Source organism: Pseudoduganella sp. GW821-FHT05F09, from assembly GCF_059419605.1.
Window position 1 is genome coordinate 87,495 of sequence record NZ_JBWKSD010000005.1, and the last position, 18,021, is coordinate 105,515.

General features: G+C 66.2%; 18 protein-coding genes. 8 read left to right on the forward strand and 10 right to left on the reverse strand.

What is annotated here, in order from left to right:
* Positions 1–2 precede the first annotated feature (2 nt).
* From AC07S4_RS17285 to AC07S4_RS17315, 7 genes are read right to left on the reverse strand one after another with little or no spacing between them, the layout of a single operon-like run.
* Complete coding sequence (locus tag AC07S4_RS17285; RefSeq protein WP_494987833.1) at positions 3–1,061, reverse strand: FemAB family XrtA/PEP-CTERM system-associated protein; 1,059 nt, start codon at positions 1,059–1,061, stop codon at positions 3–5.
* Positions 1,058–1,921: an XrtA system polysaccharide deacetylase gene (locus AC07S4_RS17290; RefSeq protein WP_494987834.1), complete on the reverse strand. Its 864-nt coding sequence runs from the start codon at positions 1,919–1,921 to the stop codon at positions 1,058–1,060. Before AC07S4_RS17290 ends, AC07S4_RS17285 begins: the two co-directional genes overlap by 4 nt.
* Positions 1,918–3,060, reverse strand: coding sequence for a non-hydrolyzing UDP-N-acetylglucosamine 2-epimerase (gene wecB, locus AC07S4_RS17295; RefSeq protein WP_494987835.1), 1,143 nt, complete (start codon positions 3,058–3,060; stop codon positions 1,918–1,920). The genes AC07S4_RS17290 and wecB overlap by 4 nt, the downstream gene beginning before the upstream one ends.
* Entirely contained in the window at positions 3,057–4,070 is a 1,014-nt protein-coding gene (locus tag AC07S4_RS17300) for an XrtA/PEP-CTERM system-associated ATPase (RefSeq protein WP_494987836.1), read from the reverse strand. The genes wecB and AC07S4_RS17300 overlap by 4 nt, the downstream gene beginning before the upstream one ends.
* 15 nt (positions 4,071–4,085) lie before the next feature.
* Positions 4,086–5,651, reverse strand: a complete 1,566-nt coding sequence (locus AC07S4_RS17305; RefSeq protein ID WP_494987837.1) for a TIGR03016 family PEP-CTERM system-associated outer membrane protein — start codon at positions 5,649–5,651, stop codon at positions 4,086–4,088.
* Positions 5,644–6,666, reverse strand: coding sequence for an XrtA-associated tyrosine autokinase (locus AC07S4_RS17310; protein ID WP_494987838.1), 1,023 nt, complete (start codon positions 6,664–6,666; stop codon positions 5,644–5,646). Before AC07S4_RS17310 ends, AC07S4_RS17305 begins: the two co-directional genes overlap by 8 nt.
* Positions 6,667–6,685: 19 nt before the next feature.
* Entirely contained in the window at positions 6,686–8,224 is a 1,539-nt protein-coding gene (locus AC07S4_RS17315; protein WP_494987839.1) for an XrtA system polysaccharide chain length determinant, read from the reverse strand.
* Positions 8,225–8,549: 325 nt separating this feature from the next.
* On the opposite strand from AC07S4_RS17315, the gene AC07S4_RS17320 reads away from it, so the two are divergent.
* From AC07S4_RS17320 to AC07S4_RS17350, 7 genes are all read left to right on the forward strand, one after another.
* The gene (locus AC07S4_RS17320; RefSeq protein WP_494987840.1) at positions 8,550–9,272 is read left to right on the forward strand and encodes a S1 family peptidase; all 723 of its coding nucleotides are present in this window, start codon (positions 8,550–8,552) and stop codon (positions 9,270–9,272) included.
* Positions 9,273–9,411: 139 nt separating this feature from the next.
* Positions 9,412–10,011 carry an XrtA/PEP-CTERM system exopolysaccharide export protein gene (locus AC07S4_RS17325; protein ID WP_494988251.1) on the forward strand — a complete coding sequence of 200 codons (600 nt, stop codon included), beginning with the start codon at positions 9,412–9,414 and terminating at the stop codon, positions 10,009–10,011.
* Between the two features lie 191 nt (positions 10,012–10,202).
* A complete protein-coding gene (locus AC07S4_RS17330; RefSeq protein WP_494987841.1) occupies positions 10,203–10,826 on the forward strand; it encodes a hypothetical protein in 624 nt (207 codons plus the stop codon).
* A gap of 33 nt (positions 10,827–10,859) precedes the next feature.
* Entirely contained in the window at positions 10,860–11,147 is a 288-nt protein-coding gene (locus AC07S4_RS17335; protein WP_494987842.1) for an HPr-rel-A system PqqD family peptide chaperone, read from the forward strand.
* Positions 11,141–12,076: an HprK-related kinase A gene (locus AC07S4_RS17340; protein WP_494987843.1), complete on the forward strand. Its 936-nt coding sequence runs from the start codon at positions 11,141–11,143 to the stop codon at positions 12,074–12,076. Before AC07S4_RS17335 ends, AC07S4_RS17340 begins: the two co-directional genes overlap by 7 nt.
* Positions 12,073–13,191, forward strand: coding sequence for a nucleotidyltransferase domain-containing protein (locus tag AC07S4_RS17345; RefSeq protein WP_494987844.1), 1,119 nt, complete (start codon positions 12,073–12,075; stop codon positions 13,189–13,191). Before AC07S4_RS17340 ends, AC07S4_RS17345 begins: the two co-directional genes overlap by 4 nt.
* 43 nt (positions 13,192–13,234) lie before the next feature.
* The gene (locus tag AC07S4_RS17350) at positions 13,235–14,101 is read left to right on the forward strand and encodes a lytic transglycosylase domain-containing protein (RefSeq protein ID WP_494987845.1); all 867 of its coding nucleotides are present in this window, start codon (positions 13,235–13,237) and stop codon (positions 14,099–14,101) included.
* A 55-nt stretch (positions 14,102–14,156) separates the two neighbouring features.
* On the opposite strand, the gene AC07S4_RS17355 is transcribed toward AC07S4_RS17350, so the two are convergent.
* Positions 14,157–15,041, reverse strand: a complete 885-nt coding sequence (locus tag AC07S4_RS17355) for a PEP-CTERM sorting domain-containing protein (protein WP_494987846.1) — start codon at positions 15,039–15,041, stop codon at positions 14,157–14,159.
* Between the two features lie 459 nt (positions 15,042–15,500).
* Here AC07S4_RS17355 and AC07S4_RS17360 point away from each other — a divergent pair, with 459 nt between their 5' ends.
* A complete protein-coding gene (locus tag AC07S4_RS17360; protein ID WP_494987847.1) occupies positions 15,501–16,334 on the forward strand; it encodes a ThiF family adenylyltransferase in 834 nt (277 codons plus the stop codon).
* On the opposite strand, the gene AC07S4_RS17365 is transcribed toward AC07S4_RS17360, so the two are convergent.
* Positions 16,321–17,112: a PEP-CTERM/exosortase system-associated acyltransferase gene (locus AC07S4_RS17365; protein WP_494987848.1), complete on the reverse strand. Its 792-nt coding sequence runs from the start codon at positions 17,110–17,112 to the stop codon at positions 16,321–16,323. The genes AC07S4_RS17360 and AC07S4_RS17365 overlap by 14 nt on opposite strands.
* 20 nt (positions 17,113–17,132) lie before the next feature.
* Positions 17,133–17,948 (reverse strand): PEP-CTERM/exosortase system-associated acyltransferase, encoded by an 816-nt coding sequence (locus AC07S4_RS17370; protein WP_494987849.1) that lies wholly within the window; start codon positions 17,946–17,948, stop codon positions 17,133–17,135.
* Positions 17,949–18,021: the final 73 nt, after the last annotated feature.

Genomic DNA, 18,021 nt, shown 5'->3' on the forward strand with positions numbered 1-18,021 from the left:
CGCTATCCCAGGCTGCGGACGATGTGCGGCCCAAGCAGATTGGCCAGCGGCAACGGCAGCCGCTTCCACAGCTTGATGAACAGCTGGTACTTGGGATTGAGCGGATTATTGTCCGGCAGCTCAGTGGCCGCGTGCATCTGGTACTCGTAGGCCAGCGGCGTGGCGGTGAAGCCCCAGTTCTTCTTGAAGTCGTAGGCGCCGGTGCCGATCTTGCTGCGGCCGAAGTCGAACAGGCGCACGCCGCGCTCGGCCGACGCTTCCATCAGGTTCCAGTACATGAAGTCGTTGCCGGCCACCTCGCGCGCGAGGGGCATGCTGCCGCCGTAGTAGGGCAGCACTTCGTCGCGCCAGAAGAAGCTCATCACGCCGGCCACCGGCTCGCCGTCCTTGACGATGATGCGGATTTCGCACTGCTCGCCGAACAGCTCCTTGATCAGCGCGAAGTACTTCTTCGGGAACACCGGCGTGCCCAGGCGCAGCACGCTGGTGGCGTAGATGTGGAAGAAGCGGTCCACGGTCTGGTCGATTTCCGCCGCCAGGCCGCACTTGATGCCCTTGCGTACCATGGCGCGCTGCTTGCGCGGAATGGCGTTCATGTTTTCTTCGTGGTTGTCGCTGATGGCCTTGCGGAAGGTGACGTACAAGTCCTTCACGTGCCAGCCCGGCTTGCCGGTCGGCTCGATATTGCGGTATTCCAGGTGGCCCGCGCCCAGTTCATCGGCCAGCTTGCTTGCCGCCGCGTCCAGCATGGCGCGCGCGCCGTCGTTCAGCGCCACCACGCCGCCGTGCACGCAGAACGGCAGGGAGCTGAGCGAGTGGCCGAACAGCCGGCTCTTGATTTCGCACAGGCCCAGGATGCCCTGGATCCGGCCGTCCTGCTCGACGTAGTAGAACCAGGTCTTGTGGCCGTAGCAGCGCTGTATCAGCGTCTGCCAGGCGGCCAGGTGGAAAAAGGTGGCCTGCGGCGCGGCGCGCACGAAAGCGTCCCAGCGGCCATGATCGGCCGGCGTGAGCAGCTTGAGGGTGGCCACGGCGGGCGCCGCATCGACGACGGAGCTCATGCCTTGCCCAGGAAAATGCGGTCCATGCGGTCCCACGCGAAGTCGCGCGTGAGGGCCTGGATGCGGCCGTCCATGCGCGCCAGGTTGACGTAGTGGCGGAAGCGCGTCTTCAGGTTGATGCCGTCGGGACGGGGCTGGCCGGGGTCGATCTCCCAGGGATGGAAGTAGAAGATCGCGGGCTGGCCGTCGTCCTGGTTCACCTTGCGCATCATCCAGCGCGACAGCGAATACGGCAGCAGGCGGAAATAGCCGCCACCGCCGGCCGGCAGGTTGCGCGCCCCCATGCGCACGGTGGTGATCGGCACCTCCAGCAGGCCGCCGGCGTTCTCCGGGTGCCAGGCGAAGCGCGGCGCGTCCGGCATGCCGTAGTGGTCGTGCTGCACCGGGTAGATGCTGGAGCTGTAGCGGTAGCCGGCCTCGCTCAGCGCGTCCAGCGCCCACAGGTTGCCGTGGCCGATGGAGAAGCTGGGCGCGCGGTAGCCCAGCACGGCCTGGCCGCCCAGGTCTTCCAGGATGGCCTTGCTGCTGCCGATGTCCTGCATGAAGGCGGCGCGGTCCTGGTCGGAGGCGCGCAGGTGGCCGTAGCCGTGGCTGGCCAGTTCATGGCCGCCGGCCACGATGCGCCTGACCATGGCCGGATAGCGCTCGGCGATCCAGCCCAGCGTGAAGAAGGTGGCGTGCACATTGCCGGCCTCCAGGATGGCCAGGATGCGGTCGATATTCGCTTCGACACGGCACTCGCGCTCGGGCCAGCTGTCGCGCGCAATGTAGGGCGCGAAGGCGGAGACCTGGAAGTAGTCTTCCACGTCGATGGTCATGGCGTTGCGGATGGCGCTACCGGGGGCGGCGGGATGGTTCATGATGTCTTGCACCCGTTCTGCATCCAGGCCTGCAGGGCGGCGGCGATGCGCACGGCGGCCTGGCCGTCCCAGAAGCGCGGCACGCGGCCGGCCTTGCCGCCGCCGCCCATCACTTCCTCGTAGATGGCGAGGATGCGGGCCGGGTCCTGCCCGGCGATGGTGTTGGTGCCCTGCTCCACCGTGATGGGGCGTTCGGTGTTGTTGCGCAGCGTGATGCAGGGCACGCCCAGCGCGGTGGTCTCTTCCTGGATGCCGCCGGAATCGGTCAGCACCACGCGGGCCTGCTTCATCAGTCCCAGCATCTCCAGGTAGCCCATGGGCGGCAGCAGCAGCACATTGGGGCCTTCCACCAGGTGGTTCAGGCCGGCCTTCTCTATCATGCCGCGCGTGCGCGGATGCAGCGGGAAGATCACCGGCGTGCGCTGCGCAATGGCGGCCGCCGTTTCCAGCAGGGTGCGCAGCACGGCCGGGTCGTCCACATTGGACGGGCGGTGCAGGGTCAGCACGGCGTAGCCTTCGGCGCCGTCGGCCAGGCCGGGACGGCCCGCGTCGGCCACGATGGCGGCGGCCGGAACGGCGCGCGGCAGATTGCGCACCAGGGTGTCGATCATCACATTGCCGACGAACTGGATGCGGTGCGCCGCCACGCCTTCGCGCAGCAGGTTTTCCTCGCCGCTTTCCTCGGTGGTAAACAGCAGGTCCGAAATTTGGTCGGTCAGCACGCGGTTGATTTCCTCCGGCATGGCGCGGTCGAAGCTGCGCAGTCCGGCCTCGACGTGGATCACCGGCACGCCCTTCTTGGCCGCCACCAGCGCGCAGGCGATGGTGGAGTTGACGTCGCCCACCACCAGCACGGCGGTCGGCTGCACCTCGTCCAGCGCGGGCTCGAACTTCTTCATGACCTCGGCGGTCTGCTGCGCGTGGCTGCCGGAGCCGACTTCCAGGTTGATGTCCGGCGACGGAATGCCGAGCGCCTCGAAGTACTGGTGGTTCATGGCCACGTCGTAGTGCTGGCCGGTGTGCACCAGCTTGACGTCGACCTGCGGGCGCAGCGCGGACAGCGCCGCCATGATGGGCGCCATCTTCATGAAATTGGGCCGGGCGCCCACTACGCACAGGATGCGGAAAGCGGAACTCATTCTATATTGTCCTGTTTGGCATTATTGTTGGCCGTGGCGGGTGCCGGCGCGGCGACGATTTTTTTCAGTATATTGAGCACGGACACCACGGATTTTTCCAGGCGCATCATGCGCTCGTCCATGCCGTCCGGGTAGGCGGCGTTGACGGCGGCCATGTCGGCCTCGTCCACCACCACCTTGGCCGGGCCGGACGGCTCCTGGAACTCGGTGGCGATGTCCTTGACCACTTCCTCCACATGGGCGCCGGTGAATTCATGCAGCTCTTCGAGGAAACCCATCAGCAGCAGGCGGTCGCACAGCGCGTTGGTCATGCGCGGAATGCCGCCGCTGTAGGCGTAGATGCCGGCGTGCGCCTCGGGCGTGAAAGCCGGGTCGTTGTTCCAGCCCACCGTGTGCAGGCGGTGCTCGATATAGGCCTGGGTTTCCTGCGCGTCCATCGGTCCCAGGTGGTAGGTGGCGATCACGCGCTGGCGCAGCTGCTGCATGTCCTGGCTGTGCAGCGTGGCGCGGAACTCCGGCTGGCCCAGCAGGAAAGTCTGCAGCAGCGACTTGTCGTCGGTCTGGAAGTTCGACAGCATGCGCAGCTCTTCCACCGTGCGCGGCGTCAGGTTCTGCGCCTCGTCCACCACCAGCAGCGCGCGGCGGCCCTGCTGGTCGCAGGCGCGCAAAAAGGCTTCCAGCCGCGTCAGTAGCGTGCTCTTGCTGGCGTCCTCGCTGGGCAGGCCGAAGGCCGACAGCACCATGCGCAGCGTGTCTTCCGAATTGAGCGCGGTGTTGACGATATGCGCCGCCACGATCTGCTGCGAGGACAGGGTGTTGAGCATATTGCGCACCAGCGTGGTCTTGCCCGCCCCCACTTCGCCGGTGATGACGATGAAGCCCTCGCCTTGCGACAGGCCGTACTCCAGGTAAGCCATGGCCCGCTTGTGGCCCTTGCTGCCGAAGAAGAAATGCGGGTCCGGCCGCAGCCGGAACGGTTTGGCGCTAAGGCCGTAGTAACTTTCGTACATCCTTGCCAGACTCCACTAGAACTGCTTGCTCAAGGACGCCGATATGGCGTTCTCGGTGTAGTCGCGTCCGGCGACCGCGGTGGCTCCCTTGGATCGGCGCAGCTCCAGATTGCCGTTCACCTTGCGGGCGAACTGGCGCGTCAGGTTCAGCCGCACGGAGCGGTTGTTGTCGCGGCGGGCCGGCGACGACAAGGATTCGGACCGGTTGTAGTTGGCCGACAGGTTTATGCTGGTGAGCGGCGAGATGCGCCAGTTGTAGGTGGCGGTAGCGGTGCTCTGGCGCGTATTGTCGTTCAGCGCACTGGAGCTGTTGCCCAGCAGGCCGGCGTCCACGTCCAGCAGCGACAGGCCGCTGCGGCGCGAGCTGGTCAGGGCCAAAATCAGCGTGTTGCGCACGCCGTTGAAGGCGGCCGTGGCCTGCAGCTGCTTCTGCAGCATGTAGCGGTTGCTCAGGTAGTTGATGCTGTTGGCCAGCGACGGCGGCAGCCCGGCCGCAATGATATAGGCCTCCACCGCCTGGCGGCGCGCCACCGGATCGGGGATCTGGGCCTGGAACAGCTGGTCCAGCATGGCCGCCGTGCTGACGGCGGACGGCAGCAGAAACTGCGAGCGCGTGGTGGTGACCGCGTCGCTGTAGTTCAGGCTCCAGACGCTGAGCCGGGTGCGGTGCGAAGCGGACAGGAAATAGCTGTCGCCGAAGTAGCGCTTGCCCACGTTGAGCTGGACGGACGTGAGGCTGCTGGGCCGCCAGCTGCCGCCCACCGACCAGTTCTTGCCCTTGGTTTCGCCGCCGGGCGCCTGGTAGTCATAGCTGTCGTAGCCGCCCGTCACTGTCAGCGTCAGCTGCGGCGAATACTGGTAGTTCAGCGTTCCCGTCATGCTCTGGCTGCTGGAGCTTTGCGCGATCGTGTCTTCCAGGTTCTGGCGTGTGTAGTACAGGTTCCAGCCTATGGTGCGGAAGGCCGGACCGCTGGCCAGGTTGACCGAAAACTGGTCGCTGGTGCTGCTGCCGAAATTGAGCTGGTCGGAGCTGACCTTGTCGTGCGCGTAGCGCACTTCGGCCTTGGCCTGCTCGCCGAAGCGCTGCAGCAGATAAGGGCTGACGCGCCAGGTCTTGACCTCGCTGGTCAGCCCAGGCGCGTAGGGGTTGGACGGGTTGACCACGGCGGACGGGCCAAAGGCGGACACGCCCTGCTCGCTGATGCTGGCCGTGCTGTCCAGGAACAGCTTCTCGCCGATCAGCTTGGCGTGCAGTTGCGCCTGCAGGTTCTGGCGGCCGCTGTTGGCAGCCTGGCCGTCCGGTCCGCGCACCTCTTCGTCGGCGTATTTGTAGAAACTCTTGCTGTAATTGGCGCTGAAGTCCACGCGCGGGCTGTGCGCCTGCAGCGCCAGCGCCGGCTGCGCCTCGGAAACGAACTGGCCGCGCTCCTGGCCCTTGGCGGCCAGCAGCACGTTGTCGCTCCAGGATTCGCGCAACGTGACGCTGGGCGCCACGGTCCAGTCGGCGCGGCTGGGCTGCGCCAGCGCCAGCAGGGCCAGGCCCACCGCCGCCGCCAGGGTGTTGCGGCGCGGTTCAGCCATAGTGATAATCATAGGTTTCAGTGCCGGGGAATTCACGGGTCTTGTTGTAGATCAGGTTGACATTGGTCAGCCCTTCAAGCTGGGACAGCGCCTCCTTGACCGCGTGCTGCGTGGTGCGCTCGGCCTCCACCACCACCACGATCTGGCCCATGTGGGCCGCCAGCACATGCGCTTCGCTGGTCAGCAGCAGCGGCGGCGAGTCGAAGATGACGATACGGTCCGGATAGCGGTTGGCGATCTCGTAGACCAGCGAAGTCATGGTCTGGCTGGCCAGCAGCTCGGTGGCGCGCGGGTTGCTGGTGCCGGCGGGCAGCAGGGTCAGCGTGTCGACGTTGGTGCGCAGCATCACGTCGGCCATGTCGATCTTCTCGTCGAGCAGCAGATCCATCAGGCCGCGCTGGGCCGGCAGGCCCAGGGTGCGCAGCACCGACGGGCGCGCCACGTCGGCGTCCACCAGCAGCACCGTGTGGTCCAGCTCCATGGCGATGCTCATGGCCAGGTTGATCGAGCAGAAGGTCTTGCCTTCGCCCGGCAGCGAGCTGGTGATCATGATCAGGTTGCCCGGCTTTTCGTCGGCCGGACGCGGACCGAAGGCGCGCTTGATCAGCGGGCGCTTGATGACGCGGAAGTCCTCCACCAGCGTGGTGCGGCCGCCGGCGGCGGTGACCAGGCCGATGTCCTGCATATGCTTGAGGTCCAGTTCCACCCGGCGCGGGCCGCGGCGCTGCGCGCCATCGGCCTCGACCTCGGCAGGCGCGGCCTGGCCACCGGCGGCCGGGGCGGCAACGGGGGCGGAGGCGGCAGCGGGGGCGGTCACGGAGGGGGCAGCGGCGCCGGCAGCCTCGACGGGTGCGGCGGCCATGGCGGCGGCCACGGCGGCCGCGTGTCCGGCGTCGGCCACCGGTGGCGCGGTCTCGGCGGCGTGCGCGCCCGGCTGCGTGGTCTCGGTGTCAGCGCCGGCCGGCGCGTCCTTCGGATGCTCTATGCGGCTGGCCGCGCGTTCAATAATGCTCATCGGATTCCCCGTGAATCGGTCAGGTAGGTTTTATCAGCAAGGCGGCCATCACGCCGCCGTAGGCGGTGAACAGCACGGCCACGGCGGCGCTGAAGGCGTACAGGCGGCGCCGGCGGCGGATTTTCTGCTGGTCGGTCCAGTTCATGCTGATGGTGCCCAGGATAGGGAAACCGGTGGTGCTGCGCAGCGAAGCCTGGCTGACAAAGGTCGGGCGGATCTGGCTCATCAGCAGCGCCACGCCCAGGCCCAGCGCCAGCGCGGCGCCGAACACCACGGACATCAGGCGCGGCCGGTTCGGACCGATCGGCAGGTTGGACGCGGTGGGCGGATCGATCACGCGGAAACTCAGCATGTCGGTGGCCGAGGTCAGGTCGCCGGACAGGCGGGCCGCTTCGCGGCGCTCCACCAGCTTACCGTAGTTTTCCTTGTTGACCTGGTAGTCGCGGTTCAGCTGCGACAGCTGGGCCTCCACTTCCGGCGCCGCCGTGCTCTGGCTGCGCAAACGCCCCAGGCGCGTATTGTATTCATCCACGCGCGCCTTGAGCGAAGCCACGCGCGCCTCCTCCACCGAGAGCTGCACGTTCATCTGCTGCATCATGGGGCTGTAGTTGACGCCGGGGTCGGCGCTGCGCACGCGCTTCTTGGCCTCCTCCTTCTTGCGCTGCTGCAGCTGCGCCAGCAGGCGCTTGTTGGACACGATGTCCGGATGCTCCTCGGTGAACTGCAGGCGCAGCCCGTCCAGGGTTTTCTCTATGGTCTGGATGCGGCCGTCCAGCTCGGGGTTGATGCCGTCGTCCTGGGCCGGCGCGGCCTGGGTCAGCGGGGCCGGCTCTTCGCCGCCCATCTGGCGCTTGATCGCATTGCGGGCCTGCTCGGCCTCGGCCAGCTCCAGGCGCGCCTGGTTCAGCTTGTCGGCCATGTCGGCCAGCGTGGTGCTGTAGTCGGCGCCCTGGCGCGGCAGCAAGCCCATGTTCTGGATCTTGAAGTCCTTCAGCGCGTTTTCGCCGGCGGCCAGCTTTTCCTCGTAGCTCTTGATCTGCTCCTCGATGAACTGCACCGCCTTGTCCGACTCCTGCTTCTTGCCGCCGAAGCTGCCCTCGACGAAGATGGTCAGCAGCGACTGCACGATCTGCTTGCCCAGCTTGGGATTGGGGTTGTTATAGGAGATGGTGTAGATGTCGTCGCGCTCGGTACCGGTGACCTTGATCTGCGCGGTCAGCTCGTCGACCAGCTTCTCGTGCTCCTGCACCGACTTGGTCTTGATGTCCAGATCGACCATGCGCATGACGGTCTCGACGTTGGGCCGGCTGATCAGGGTGCGGCGCATGAACTGCACCTGCTGCTCGACGTTGGGCACGGTGGTCATGCCAGACAACAATGGCCGCAGTATGCTCTGGGTGTCGACATAGACGCGCGCCGACGCCTGGTAATCGTCCGGCAGCTTGTACACCACTGCCCAGCCGACCACCGCCACCACCCAGGAAATGGCCACGGCGTACCAGCGGTACTTGCCTATGGCTTTTAGAAAGGTTAAGAGCAGTGCCTGTAATTCCGCCATATCGTCTATCTCGCCTATGAATTGGTGCGCGCTTTGAACTTGCTTAAAATGCATCAATCGCAACTATGATACATGAGTTTGCAAGCCATGTTACTACTAAATGGCGGCCGCTCCGCCCCTCTGATGCAGCCGTGGACAGGCAGTGTCGCGTATTTAACTCTGTGAAATAATTATTTCCAAAGATGCAAGCATTATTGTGACACATGCGCGCTGATAATTGTTGTGCGAAAGACAGCTGATTCCCGCAAAAATCTGCTATCGTTGTTGCGCCGAGACTACAAGCACCGCTATGCATTTCCGCCTGTCACTAATATTACTTTTCAGCATGCTCTGCGGCCACGCCGCCGCCGACCTGCCCGCCGTGATTGCGGCCGTCAAGCCCTCGGTGGTGGGCATCGGCAGCTACCAGCGCCTGCGCAGCCCGTCCACCGTCTTCAACGGCACCGGGGTGGTGCTGGGCGACGGCCTGAGCGTGATCACCAACGCCCACGTGGTGCCCGACTTCGCCGACAGCGAGCAGACCCTGGGCGTGCTGGTGGCCGGCGAAGGCACGGCCTTCACCTTCCGCCCGGCCACGGTGGCGGCCATCGACAAGGAACACGACCTGGCCCACTTGCGCCTGAGCGGTGCGCCGCTGCCGGCGTTGCGCCTGGGCGACTCGGGCACGCTGCGCGAGGGGCGCGACCTGGCCTTCACCGGCTTCCCGCTGGGCATGGTGCTGGGCCTGCACCACGCCACCCACCGCGCCACGCTGGCCGCCGTCACGCCCATCATCCTGCCCTCGGCCAGTGCGCGCCAGCTGGACGCGCGCTCGGTGGCGGCGCTGCAGCGCCCGCCGTTCAACATCTTCCAGCTGGACGGCACCGCCTATCCCGGCAACAGCGGCAGCCCGGTGTACGACCCGGCCGACGGCACCGTGTACGCCATCATCAATATGGTGTTCGTCAAGGGTCTGAAGGAAACCGCGATCACCGCCCCCAGCGGCATCACCTACGCCATCCCGGCGCGCTACGTGCAGGAATTGTTGCAAAGAAAAGTGCCAGAATAAAAATATTCCCCCCGCCGCGGCTTGCGCCGGCAGGGGCTGGTATACAATTGGGCATGCAAAAATGCTACATAAAATGCCATGCATATTGCCTAGAAGAATTTCACCCTAACAAGAGGACATGCACGTGAATACTCCCCTGATGAAATGGCTGGCCTGCGGCGCGCTGGCGCTGTCCGCGCTGGCCCTGGGCGGCTGCGCCACCAAGCAGGTGCTGCCGCAAGAGGCAGCGGCCGCCACCGACTACCTGATCGGCCCGGGCGACACTCTGAGCATCGTGGTGTGGCGCAATCCGGAAGTGTCCCAGGGCGTGCCGGTGCGGCCGGACGGCAAGATCACCACCCCGCTGGTGGAGGATTTGCAGGCCAGCGGCAAGACCTCGACCGAACTGGCGCGCGACATTGAAAAAGCGCTGTCCAAATTCATCCAGCAGCCGGTGGTGACGGTGATCGTGACCGGCTTTGTCGGCGTGTACAGCGAGCAGATCAAGGTGATCGGCCAGGCCGCGCGTCCGCAGGCGCTGCCCTACCGCCGCGACATGTCGCTGCTGGACGTGATGATAGCCGTCGGCGGCGTCACCGACTTTGCGGCCGGCAACCGCGCCATCCTGCTGCGCACCGTGGACGGCAAGCAGCAGAAGCTGACCGTGCGCCTGAACGACCTGATCAAGGACGGCGACATCTCGGCCAACCTGCCGATGCGCCCGGGCGACGTGCTGGTGGTGCCGGAGAGCTACTTCTAACAATGTCGAGAATTCTTACAGTTTTTGCGCTAGACTAATCTAGTGAGCGTGAGCTGCGCAGAAAGTTCCGCTAAGTCTTTGATTTATATCAAGGTCACTGCGCATTGCCCGGATGGGAACGAATATTGCTTCGTTTCCATTCATCATTAAAGATTACGGCCACCGGCCGAGCGCTAACCGAGGATACAGACGTGGCCAACCAAGACCAGCACGACGGGGACAACGGCACCCCGCAGCTGCCCCCCGCAGCCCCCAGCACGGCCGTCGACGGCGCCGCCAAGCCGGCCTTCGCCGGCGCCGCGCGCCGCCGCTTCGCCACCAGGGGCGCGGCGGCCGTCGGCGCCATCCTGACCGTCAAGAGCCAGCCCGGCATGGCCTGCAGCATCTGCCATTCGCCGTCCGGCTTCGCGTCCGGCAACCTGAACAGCCACAACCCGCACGTGGTGGTGTGCCAGGGCCTGTCGCCCGGCTACTGGAAGACCCACACCAGCGCCTGGCACAGCAGCTGCGTCAGCAGCACCAGGTTCCAGAAAAAGTTCAATTGCTCGACCACCAGCAGCTTCTACAACAAGACCATGCTGTTCCTGCTGGACCACCAGAGCTACGACCAGGACAACGTGGCCATGCATTGCATCGCCGCCTACCAGAACGCGCTCAAGGGCTACACCTCCTTCATGGTGGCGGCCAAGGTGCAGGCGATCTGGAACGAATACTGGGCCACCGGCGGCTCCGGCCGCGGCTACTACACCCCCATGGCTGGCAAAAAATGGTATGGCGCGGAAATCGTCGCCTACCTGGCCGGCACCATGGACTGACACGGGCCGCATGCTGACTCAAGCCGTTTTGCCATGTGGCGCCTGAGGCCGGGCCAGCGGCTGCGCAGCCGCAGCTGGGACGGCGAGGAATTCGTGCTGTACAACAACCTGTCGGGCGATACCCATCTGCTCGACGCCGCCGCCATTGAAATCCTGAGCGTGCTGCAGCGCGGCGCGGCCACCACGGCCGGGCTGGCTGCCGCCTTGCAGCTGGGCGACGGCGCCCCCGCCGAACCGGAGCAGCTGGCCGAACTGGAAGAACTGCTCGGGCAGCTGCGCGCCATGGCCCTGGTCGACACGCAGCCCTCCTCCGCATGCTGAGCGCGCCGGCCACCACGGTGTCCTCGCTGGCGCCGGCCGAGCTGGCGCGGCGCCTGGCGCGCGGCGGCATCGTGCTGCAGACCGGCGCCTACACCACCCACCTCGAAAGCAGCGTGCCCAGCGTGGCGCAAGGCCTGGCCCTGCTGTACGGCGGCTATGCGCTGCGCGGCGCGGACGCCTTCGCCGACTTCCACCTGCGCGTGGTGCAGCCGGCCGGGCTGCGGCGCTGGTGGCGGCCGCAAGTGATGCTGATGCATAACGGCGCCAGTATGTTCAAGCCGCTGCCGCTGGCGCAAGCCTTCCCCATGTTCGAATGGGGCCTGAACTGGTGCGTGTCGAGCCGCGCGCACGACTGCCTGATCATCCACGCGGCGGTGCTGGAACGCCACGGCCGCGCGCTCATCCTGCCGGCCCCGCCCGGCTCCGGCAAGAGCACCCTGTGCGCCGCGCTGGCGCACCGCGGCTGGCGCCTGCTGTCGGACGAACTGGCGCTGGTACAGCTGGCCGACGGCCGGCTGCAGCCGCTGCCGCGCCCCATCAGCCTGAAAAACGCCTCCATCCCGCTGATGCAGCGCTACCTGGCGGCGGACGGAGCCGTGTTCAGTCCGCCGGTGGCCGACACCGTCAAGGGCACGGTGGCGCATCTGCAGGCGCCGCCCGCCAGCGTGGCGCGCAGCGCCGAGACCGCCGCGCCGGGCTGGATCGTGTTCCCGCGCTACCAGGCCGGCGCCGCCACCGAGCTGGCGCCGCTGCCGAAAGCCGGCACCGTGCTGCGCGTGGCGGAAAACTCCTTCAACTACAGCCTGCTGGCCGAACGCGGCTTCGACGCCCTCACCGGCCTGGTCGGCGCCGCGCACTGCCACAGCTTCGTGTACAGCCAGCTGGACGAGGCGGTCGCGCTGTTCGAGCGCCTGGCGCAGCAGCCATGAGCGGCGCCGCCCTGTCCGCGCCGGCCGGCGTGCCGCTGGCCGTGCTGGCCTTCCGCCAGCCGGCGCTGCTGGCCGGCTTCAGCGAGGCCGAATGGAATGTGCTGCTGCGCCAGTGCGCCAGTGCCAATCTGCAGCCGCGCCTGTACTACCTGCTGCGCGAACGCGGCGAGCTCGAGCGCATACCGGCGCCGGCCCGGCGCCACCTCGACTGGTCACGCACGGTGGCCGAGCGGCACAGCCAGGCGGTGCGCTGGGAAGTGGAACAGATCCGGCAGGCGCTGGCCGGCCTGGACGCGCCGCTGATACTGCTCAAGGGCGCCGCCTACGCGCTGGCCGGGCTGCCGCCGGCGGCCGGCCGGCTGTTCTCGGACATCGACATCCTGGTGCCCAGGGAAAAACTGGACGACGCCGAGGCCGCGCTGATGCTGCACGGCTGGGCCAGCACCCATCTGGATGCCTACGACCAGCGCTACTACCGCGAATGGATGCACGAGCTGCCGCCGATGGAGCACGTCAAGCGCCGCACCGCCATCGATGTGCACCACGCCATCCTGCCGCTGACGGCGCCGGTCCATCCCGACCCGGTCCAGCTGCGCGCCGCCGCGCGCCCCCTGCCCGGCCAGCCCGGCCTGCATGTGCTGGCGCCGCCCGACCTGGTGCTGCACAGCGCCACGCATTTATTCTTCGACGGCGAACTGGAGCACGGCCTGCGCGACCTGGTGGACCTGGACGGCCTGCTGCGCCACTACGGCGGCCAGCCCGGCTTCTGGGACGCGCTGCGCGCGCACGCGGCGCGTTTGCAGCTGCAGCGTCCGCTGTTCTACGCGTTGCGCTACACCGCACTGCTGCTGCACACGCCGCTGCCGCCGGAAGCCCGGGCCGCCGCCGCCGCAGGCCGGCCCGGCGCGCTGCTGCTGCGGCTGATGGACGCGCTGTACCGCCGCGCCCTGCTGCCGGCCCACGCCAGCTGCGCCGACGCGTTCACGCCCGCCGCCCGCTTGGCGCTCTACATCCGCGCCAACTGGCTGCGCATGCCGCCGCTGCTGCTGGCGCGCCACCTGTTCCACAAAGCTTTCCTCTCGCCCAAAGACAAAGATCAGGCCGAACAGCCCTGACTGCTCTACAATTAAGCATCGTCGGGCAGCACAAAGGTGCAGCATGCAGCGATCCACTTTCCGGCACACTAGGGCCGCGCGCGCAGGCGCGCTGGCGGCGCTGTTGTCGGCACAGTTGTCGGCGCTGCCGCCGGCGCTGGCGGCCGACGCGGCCGGCCCGGCCGCCGAACTGATGGCCGCCGCCGTGCGTCTCGAGCACGGCGAAGGCGTGCCGCGCGACCTGCCGCAGGCGCTGGCCCTGTATTGCCGCGCCGCCCGCCTGGGCGACGCGCAAGCGCAGTACGCGCTGGGCTGGATGCTGGCCAACGGGCGCGGCGCGGCGCGCGACGACGGCGCGGCATCCCAGCTGTTCGCGCTGGCCGCCGCGCAGGGCCATCCGCAGGCGCAGGCCATGCTGCACATGACCAATACCGCGCCCGGCACGCCGCTGCCGGCCTGTTTGCTGCCGGACACGCCGCCGGTCGCCATGCCGCCCGAACCGCGCGTGCTCTACACCCAGGCCGCCAGCAAGCAGATCGGCGCGCTGGTGGAGGCGCTGGCGCCGCAGTTCGACGTCGACCCGCGGCTGGCGATGGCCATCATCGCCATCGAGTCCGGTTTCAACGCGCGCGCCGTGTCGCCGAAAAACGCGCAGGGACTGATGCAGCTGATACCGGAAACGGCCGAACGCTTCCGCGTCAAGGACGCCTTCGATCCCGAGCAGAACATCCGCGGCGGCCTGGCCTATCTGCGCTGGCTGCTGGCCTACTTCCGGGGCGACGTGCAGCTGGTGGCGGCGGCCTACAACGCCGGCGAAAAGGCGGTCGACCAGTACAAGGGGGTGCCGCCGTATGCGGAAACCCAGGAATACGTGAAGCGCCTGGCGCGCCTGTACAAGCACGCGCTGCACCCCACGCCGCCGCTCAAATAAAAAAAACCCGCCGGGTTTCCCAGGCGGGTTCATCGGCCGCCGGAGCGGCGCAGGATTACTGCTGCTTGCGGCGGCGCAGGCCGGCCAGGCCGGCCAGGCCCAGACCGAACAGAGCCAGCGAAGTAGGCTCAGGCAGGCGGTTGGCCACGATAGGATCGCTGATGTAGCCAGCGAAGCAGGTGTTGTCCAGGACGGATGCGGTTGGGCAGGTGCCGTGGTCAGGCACTTGGGCTCCCGGCGTAATGCCGTTCTGGCTCAGCGTGAAGGTACCGAACATGTCACGGCCGTCCTGGGTGTTGGTGTTCCAGCGGTCATAGTCGGTGCCGCCAACGACGTCGGCGTAGAAGGAGCCGGCGCCGGTTGCTGGCAGGGACGAGCTCGACGCGGTCTGGAACAGCGAGGTCAGGGTTTCATCCCATGGGGTGTCCGGGTCGTCGGCAGCAATCAGGCCTGGCGTGAAAACTGCTTGCAGCCATGCTGGGCCGAGCGTGTTATAGGCCGCGTAGCCGTTGTAGCCGTTGCGGTCCGAAACCAGGGCGGTGAAGCTCGAGTCGATCGAGGTGATCTGGTGATCCGACAGGTACAGGTCGAAGTGGATCTTGCCGTCAGCCCCGCCGCCGGTTGCGCCGGTGTTGAAGATGTTGACGTTGGGGCTGGTGCCCGTGATACCTTGGTCCGCAATACCGTAGATCATGTAATACAGGTACTGGCCGTTGGTGCCGGCGCTCCAGGTGTCGCCATTGGTCGACAGCAGCTGATTGATGGCGCCAATGCCCCAGGTCGTTTCGGTCGAGCCGGCGGTGAGGTTGGTTTCGGTGGTCAGGCCGGTCATCTTGACCGTCAGGCTGCCCGAGATCGCGTCCAGGCTAACAGGCGCTGCCATCGCGGACGTTGCTGCGAATCCCACGGCAACTGCTGCCAGCAATTTTTTGAGTTTCATCTTTGTATCTCCAGTGTGTTGGGGGGCGCTGTCAGTGTTAGCGTCACATACCCACTAAAGCAATCGGCGTGCCAGCTCGTTTAAAAATGGGCTTGGAGCGCCCTTTCCCCCAGCAAATACAGGCAGTTCGATCCGCAGGCACGGCGCCGTGATTTTGTTATTTTTGCCACGTCTGTAAAGAAATCCGACAGCCGATGTGACATTTGTTGCCAGCCGGACAGTATCACGGCCCGCCATCCCGCAAAGCCTGTCCCGCCTGCCAAATCCGCCGTTGTTTACTACTGCTGGGAAAGTTTCGGCGCCGCTTTTTCTGCACGGTCCAGCCTGCCGTGTAAAGAAAACCGACAAGGCAGCAGACTGGGCAGAAAGCGCGCCTTGCGCTACTATGGTATTGCCAATCTGTAATTACTCCGCCGCCCGCGCGGCCCACTTTTCCACACACTAATGGGGTTCCATGCCATGGCTATCGAATTCGACTATGACCGCTTCGTCACCCGCAATGACGGCTATGTAAACAAGGCCACGCAGGCCAAGATACGCGAAACGCGGCTGCTGATCGCCGGCGCCGGGCTGGGCAGCGCGCTGCCCGTGGCCGCCACCCGCATGGGCTTCCAGCACTTCGTGCTGATCGACGGCGACACGGTGGACATGCACAATCTGAACCGCCAGTTCTTCGACTTCGAGGACATCGGCCGCTCCAAGGTGGAAGCGCTGAAAAAGCAGATCCTGCGCATCAATCCGACCGCGCAGGTGGAGACCATCCAGGCCAACCTGGACAAGAGCAACGTGGCTGAGCTGGTGAGCAAGGTCGACATCGTGTTCGACACCATCGACTTCCTCGACCTGGAAGCCATCCTGCACCTGCACGGCACGGCCAAGGCCATGGGCAAGCATATCTTCACGGCGCTGTCGATCGGCTTCGGCGCCGGCGTGCTGCACTTCCCGCCGGACGCGCCGGAATCGCTGGCCGACATCATCGCCAAGGACGTGGCCGCCGCCACGGCGGAGGGCGACGTCAGCTATTCGAACGTGTTTGGCAAAATCATGGGGCGCATCGGCATCCACCTGGACGCCCAGGTGGTCGAGCAGGTCGGCCGCGCGCTGACCATCATGGAGGACGGCCGCCCCTGCCCGGCCTCGCAGATTTCGGTGGGCAGCTTCACGGTCGGCTCGATGGGGCTGGCGATGATGCACGACATGCTGGCCGGGCTGGAGGTGCCCAGCGCGCCCTACATCGTGGTGCACAGCTTCCGCAACCACATCACCAAGAAGATCAAGATCAGCGCGGACTGAACGCTTCGGGGTGCTCCTGCAGCCAGGCCACCAGGGCCGGATTGTGGTCGGCCAGGCCGGCCTCCATCTGGCGCAGGTCCAGCACGTAGGGCACCACCGCGCCGTAGTAGTCGGCCGGCGGGCCGATCGGCTCGAAGCCGAAGCCCATGCCCTGCAGCGAGCGCGCCAGCGCGCGCTCCATGGCGGCATACCAGTAGCGGATGCCGGTGTCGCGGCTGTGGCGGTACATTTCGCGGTACATGCCGAACAGCAGCATGGGCGACACGCGGCGCCGTTCGCCGTGGCGGCGCTCGGCCACCGGCGCCAGCGCCGGCAGGCCGGGCACGCCGTCCAGGCTGTCGGCCCGGCGGCGGCGATGGTCCTTGCGCACGGCCAGGCGGGAAATCTCGCAGGACAACTCGCGCGGCGGATGCACGTAGCCGTCAAACACGGCGCAGTGGCGTTCGAAGGGGTAGGGCTGGCCGGCCTCCGGCTGCACCAGGCGCACCGTGCCGATCAGGGTCTCGTCCATCGAGTAGGCGGCCACGTGCAGCGCGCGGGTTTCGTATTCGTCGACTTCCATGCCGCCGGCCTGCTCGGTTTGCGGCAGGAAGGCGCATTCGATGCAATACACGTCGTAGCGCAGGCGGAAAATATCGTGCGGCACCGCGCCGTGCAGGTCGCCGCGGTAGGAACGGAATATCTTGCTGTTGGCATGGTCCACGGTTTCCGCATGGGCCTGATATTCCTGGTGGGACAGTACGCTGTGATAGCCGGGGACTTCCAAAACATGCGCCATACAGCGGACACTCCTACGGTTTATTTCTTCCTGGTCCGCCCTATCATGAACGTGCCGACCATGGTTTTCACCAGGGTCCAGAAAGGGATGGGTTCATCATTGAACCACGCGGCCAGAAAACGGTTTTCCTGCTTCAATCGTTCATTCAGCTCATTCAAGTCGACCATATGGGGCGTGACCGGCCCGTAATAGTCCACCTGCGGCCCGATGGGGACGAAGCGGAACCCCATCTTTTCCAGCGAGCGCGCCAGCGAGCGCTCCATGGCGGCATACCAGTAACGGATGCCGTTCTTGCGGCTGTAGCGGTACATCTCGCGGTACAGCCCCAGCAGCAGCAGCGGGCTGTTGGTGCGCTGCTCCTTGCCGCTGGGCGGCTTGATCATGGCCGGGCCGCCCTTCTGTTCCATAAAATCCTTGGACACGCCTTCCATCGAGTCGCCCCGGCGGCGGCGGTGCGTCTTCTTCACCACCAGCCGCGACACCTCGCCGGCCTGCTCGCGCGCCGGCATGGTGAAGTCCTCGAACACCGTGCAGTGCGACTCGAAGGGATAGACCTGTCCGTCCTTGGGCTGCACCAGGCGCACCGTGCCCACCATGGCCTGGTCCCGCGTGGCGTAGGCGGCGAAGTGGATGGAGCAGTCGTCGTACTCGTCGGTCTCCTTGCCTTCGTCAAACTCGGCCGCGTCCAGGTAATGGCATTCGAGGCAATACACGTCGTAGCGCAGGCGGTAGATCTCGGCCAGCACGGCCGAATCCATCATGCCCTTCATCACGCTGGCGAAGTCAAAATACGGGATCAGAATGTCGCGCTTGCCGAAAAGTCGCTCGAGCAGCATGATACTTCCTTGTCTGCAATTTAATCGGGCGCCTGGAACGGACTCGCGACATGCAAGCCAATCTCAGGCGCAA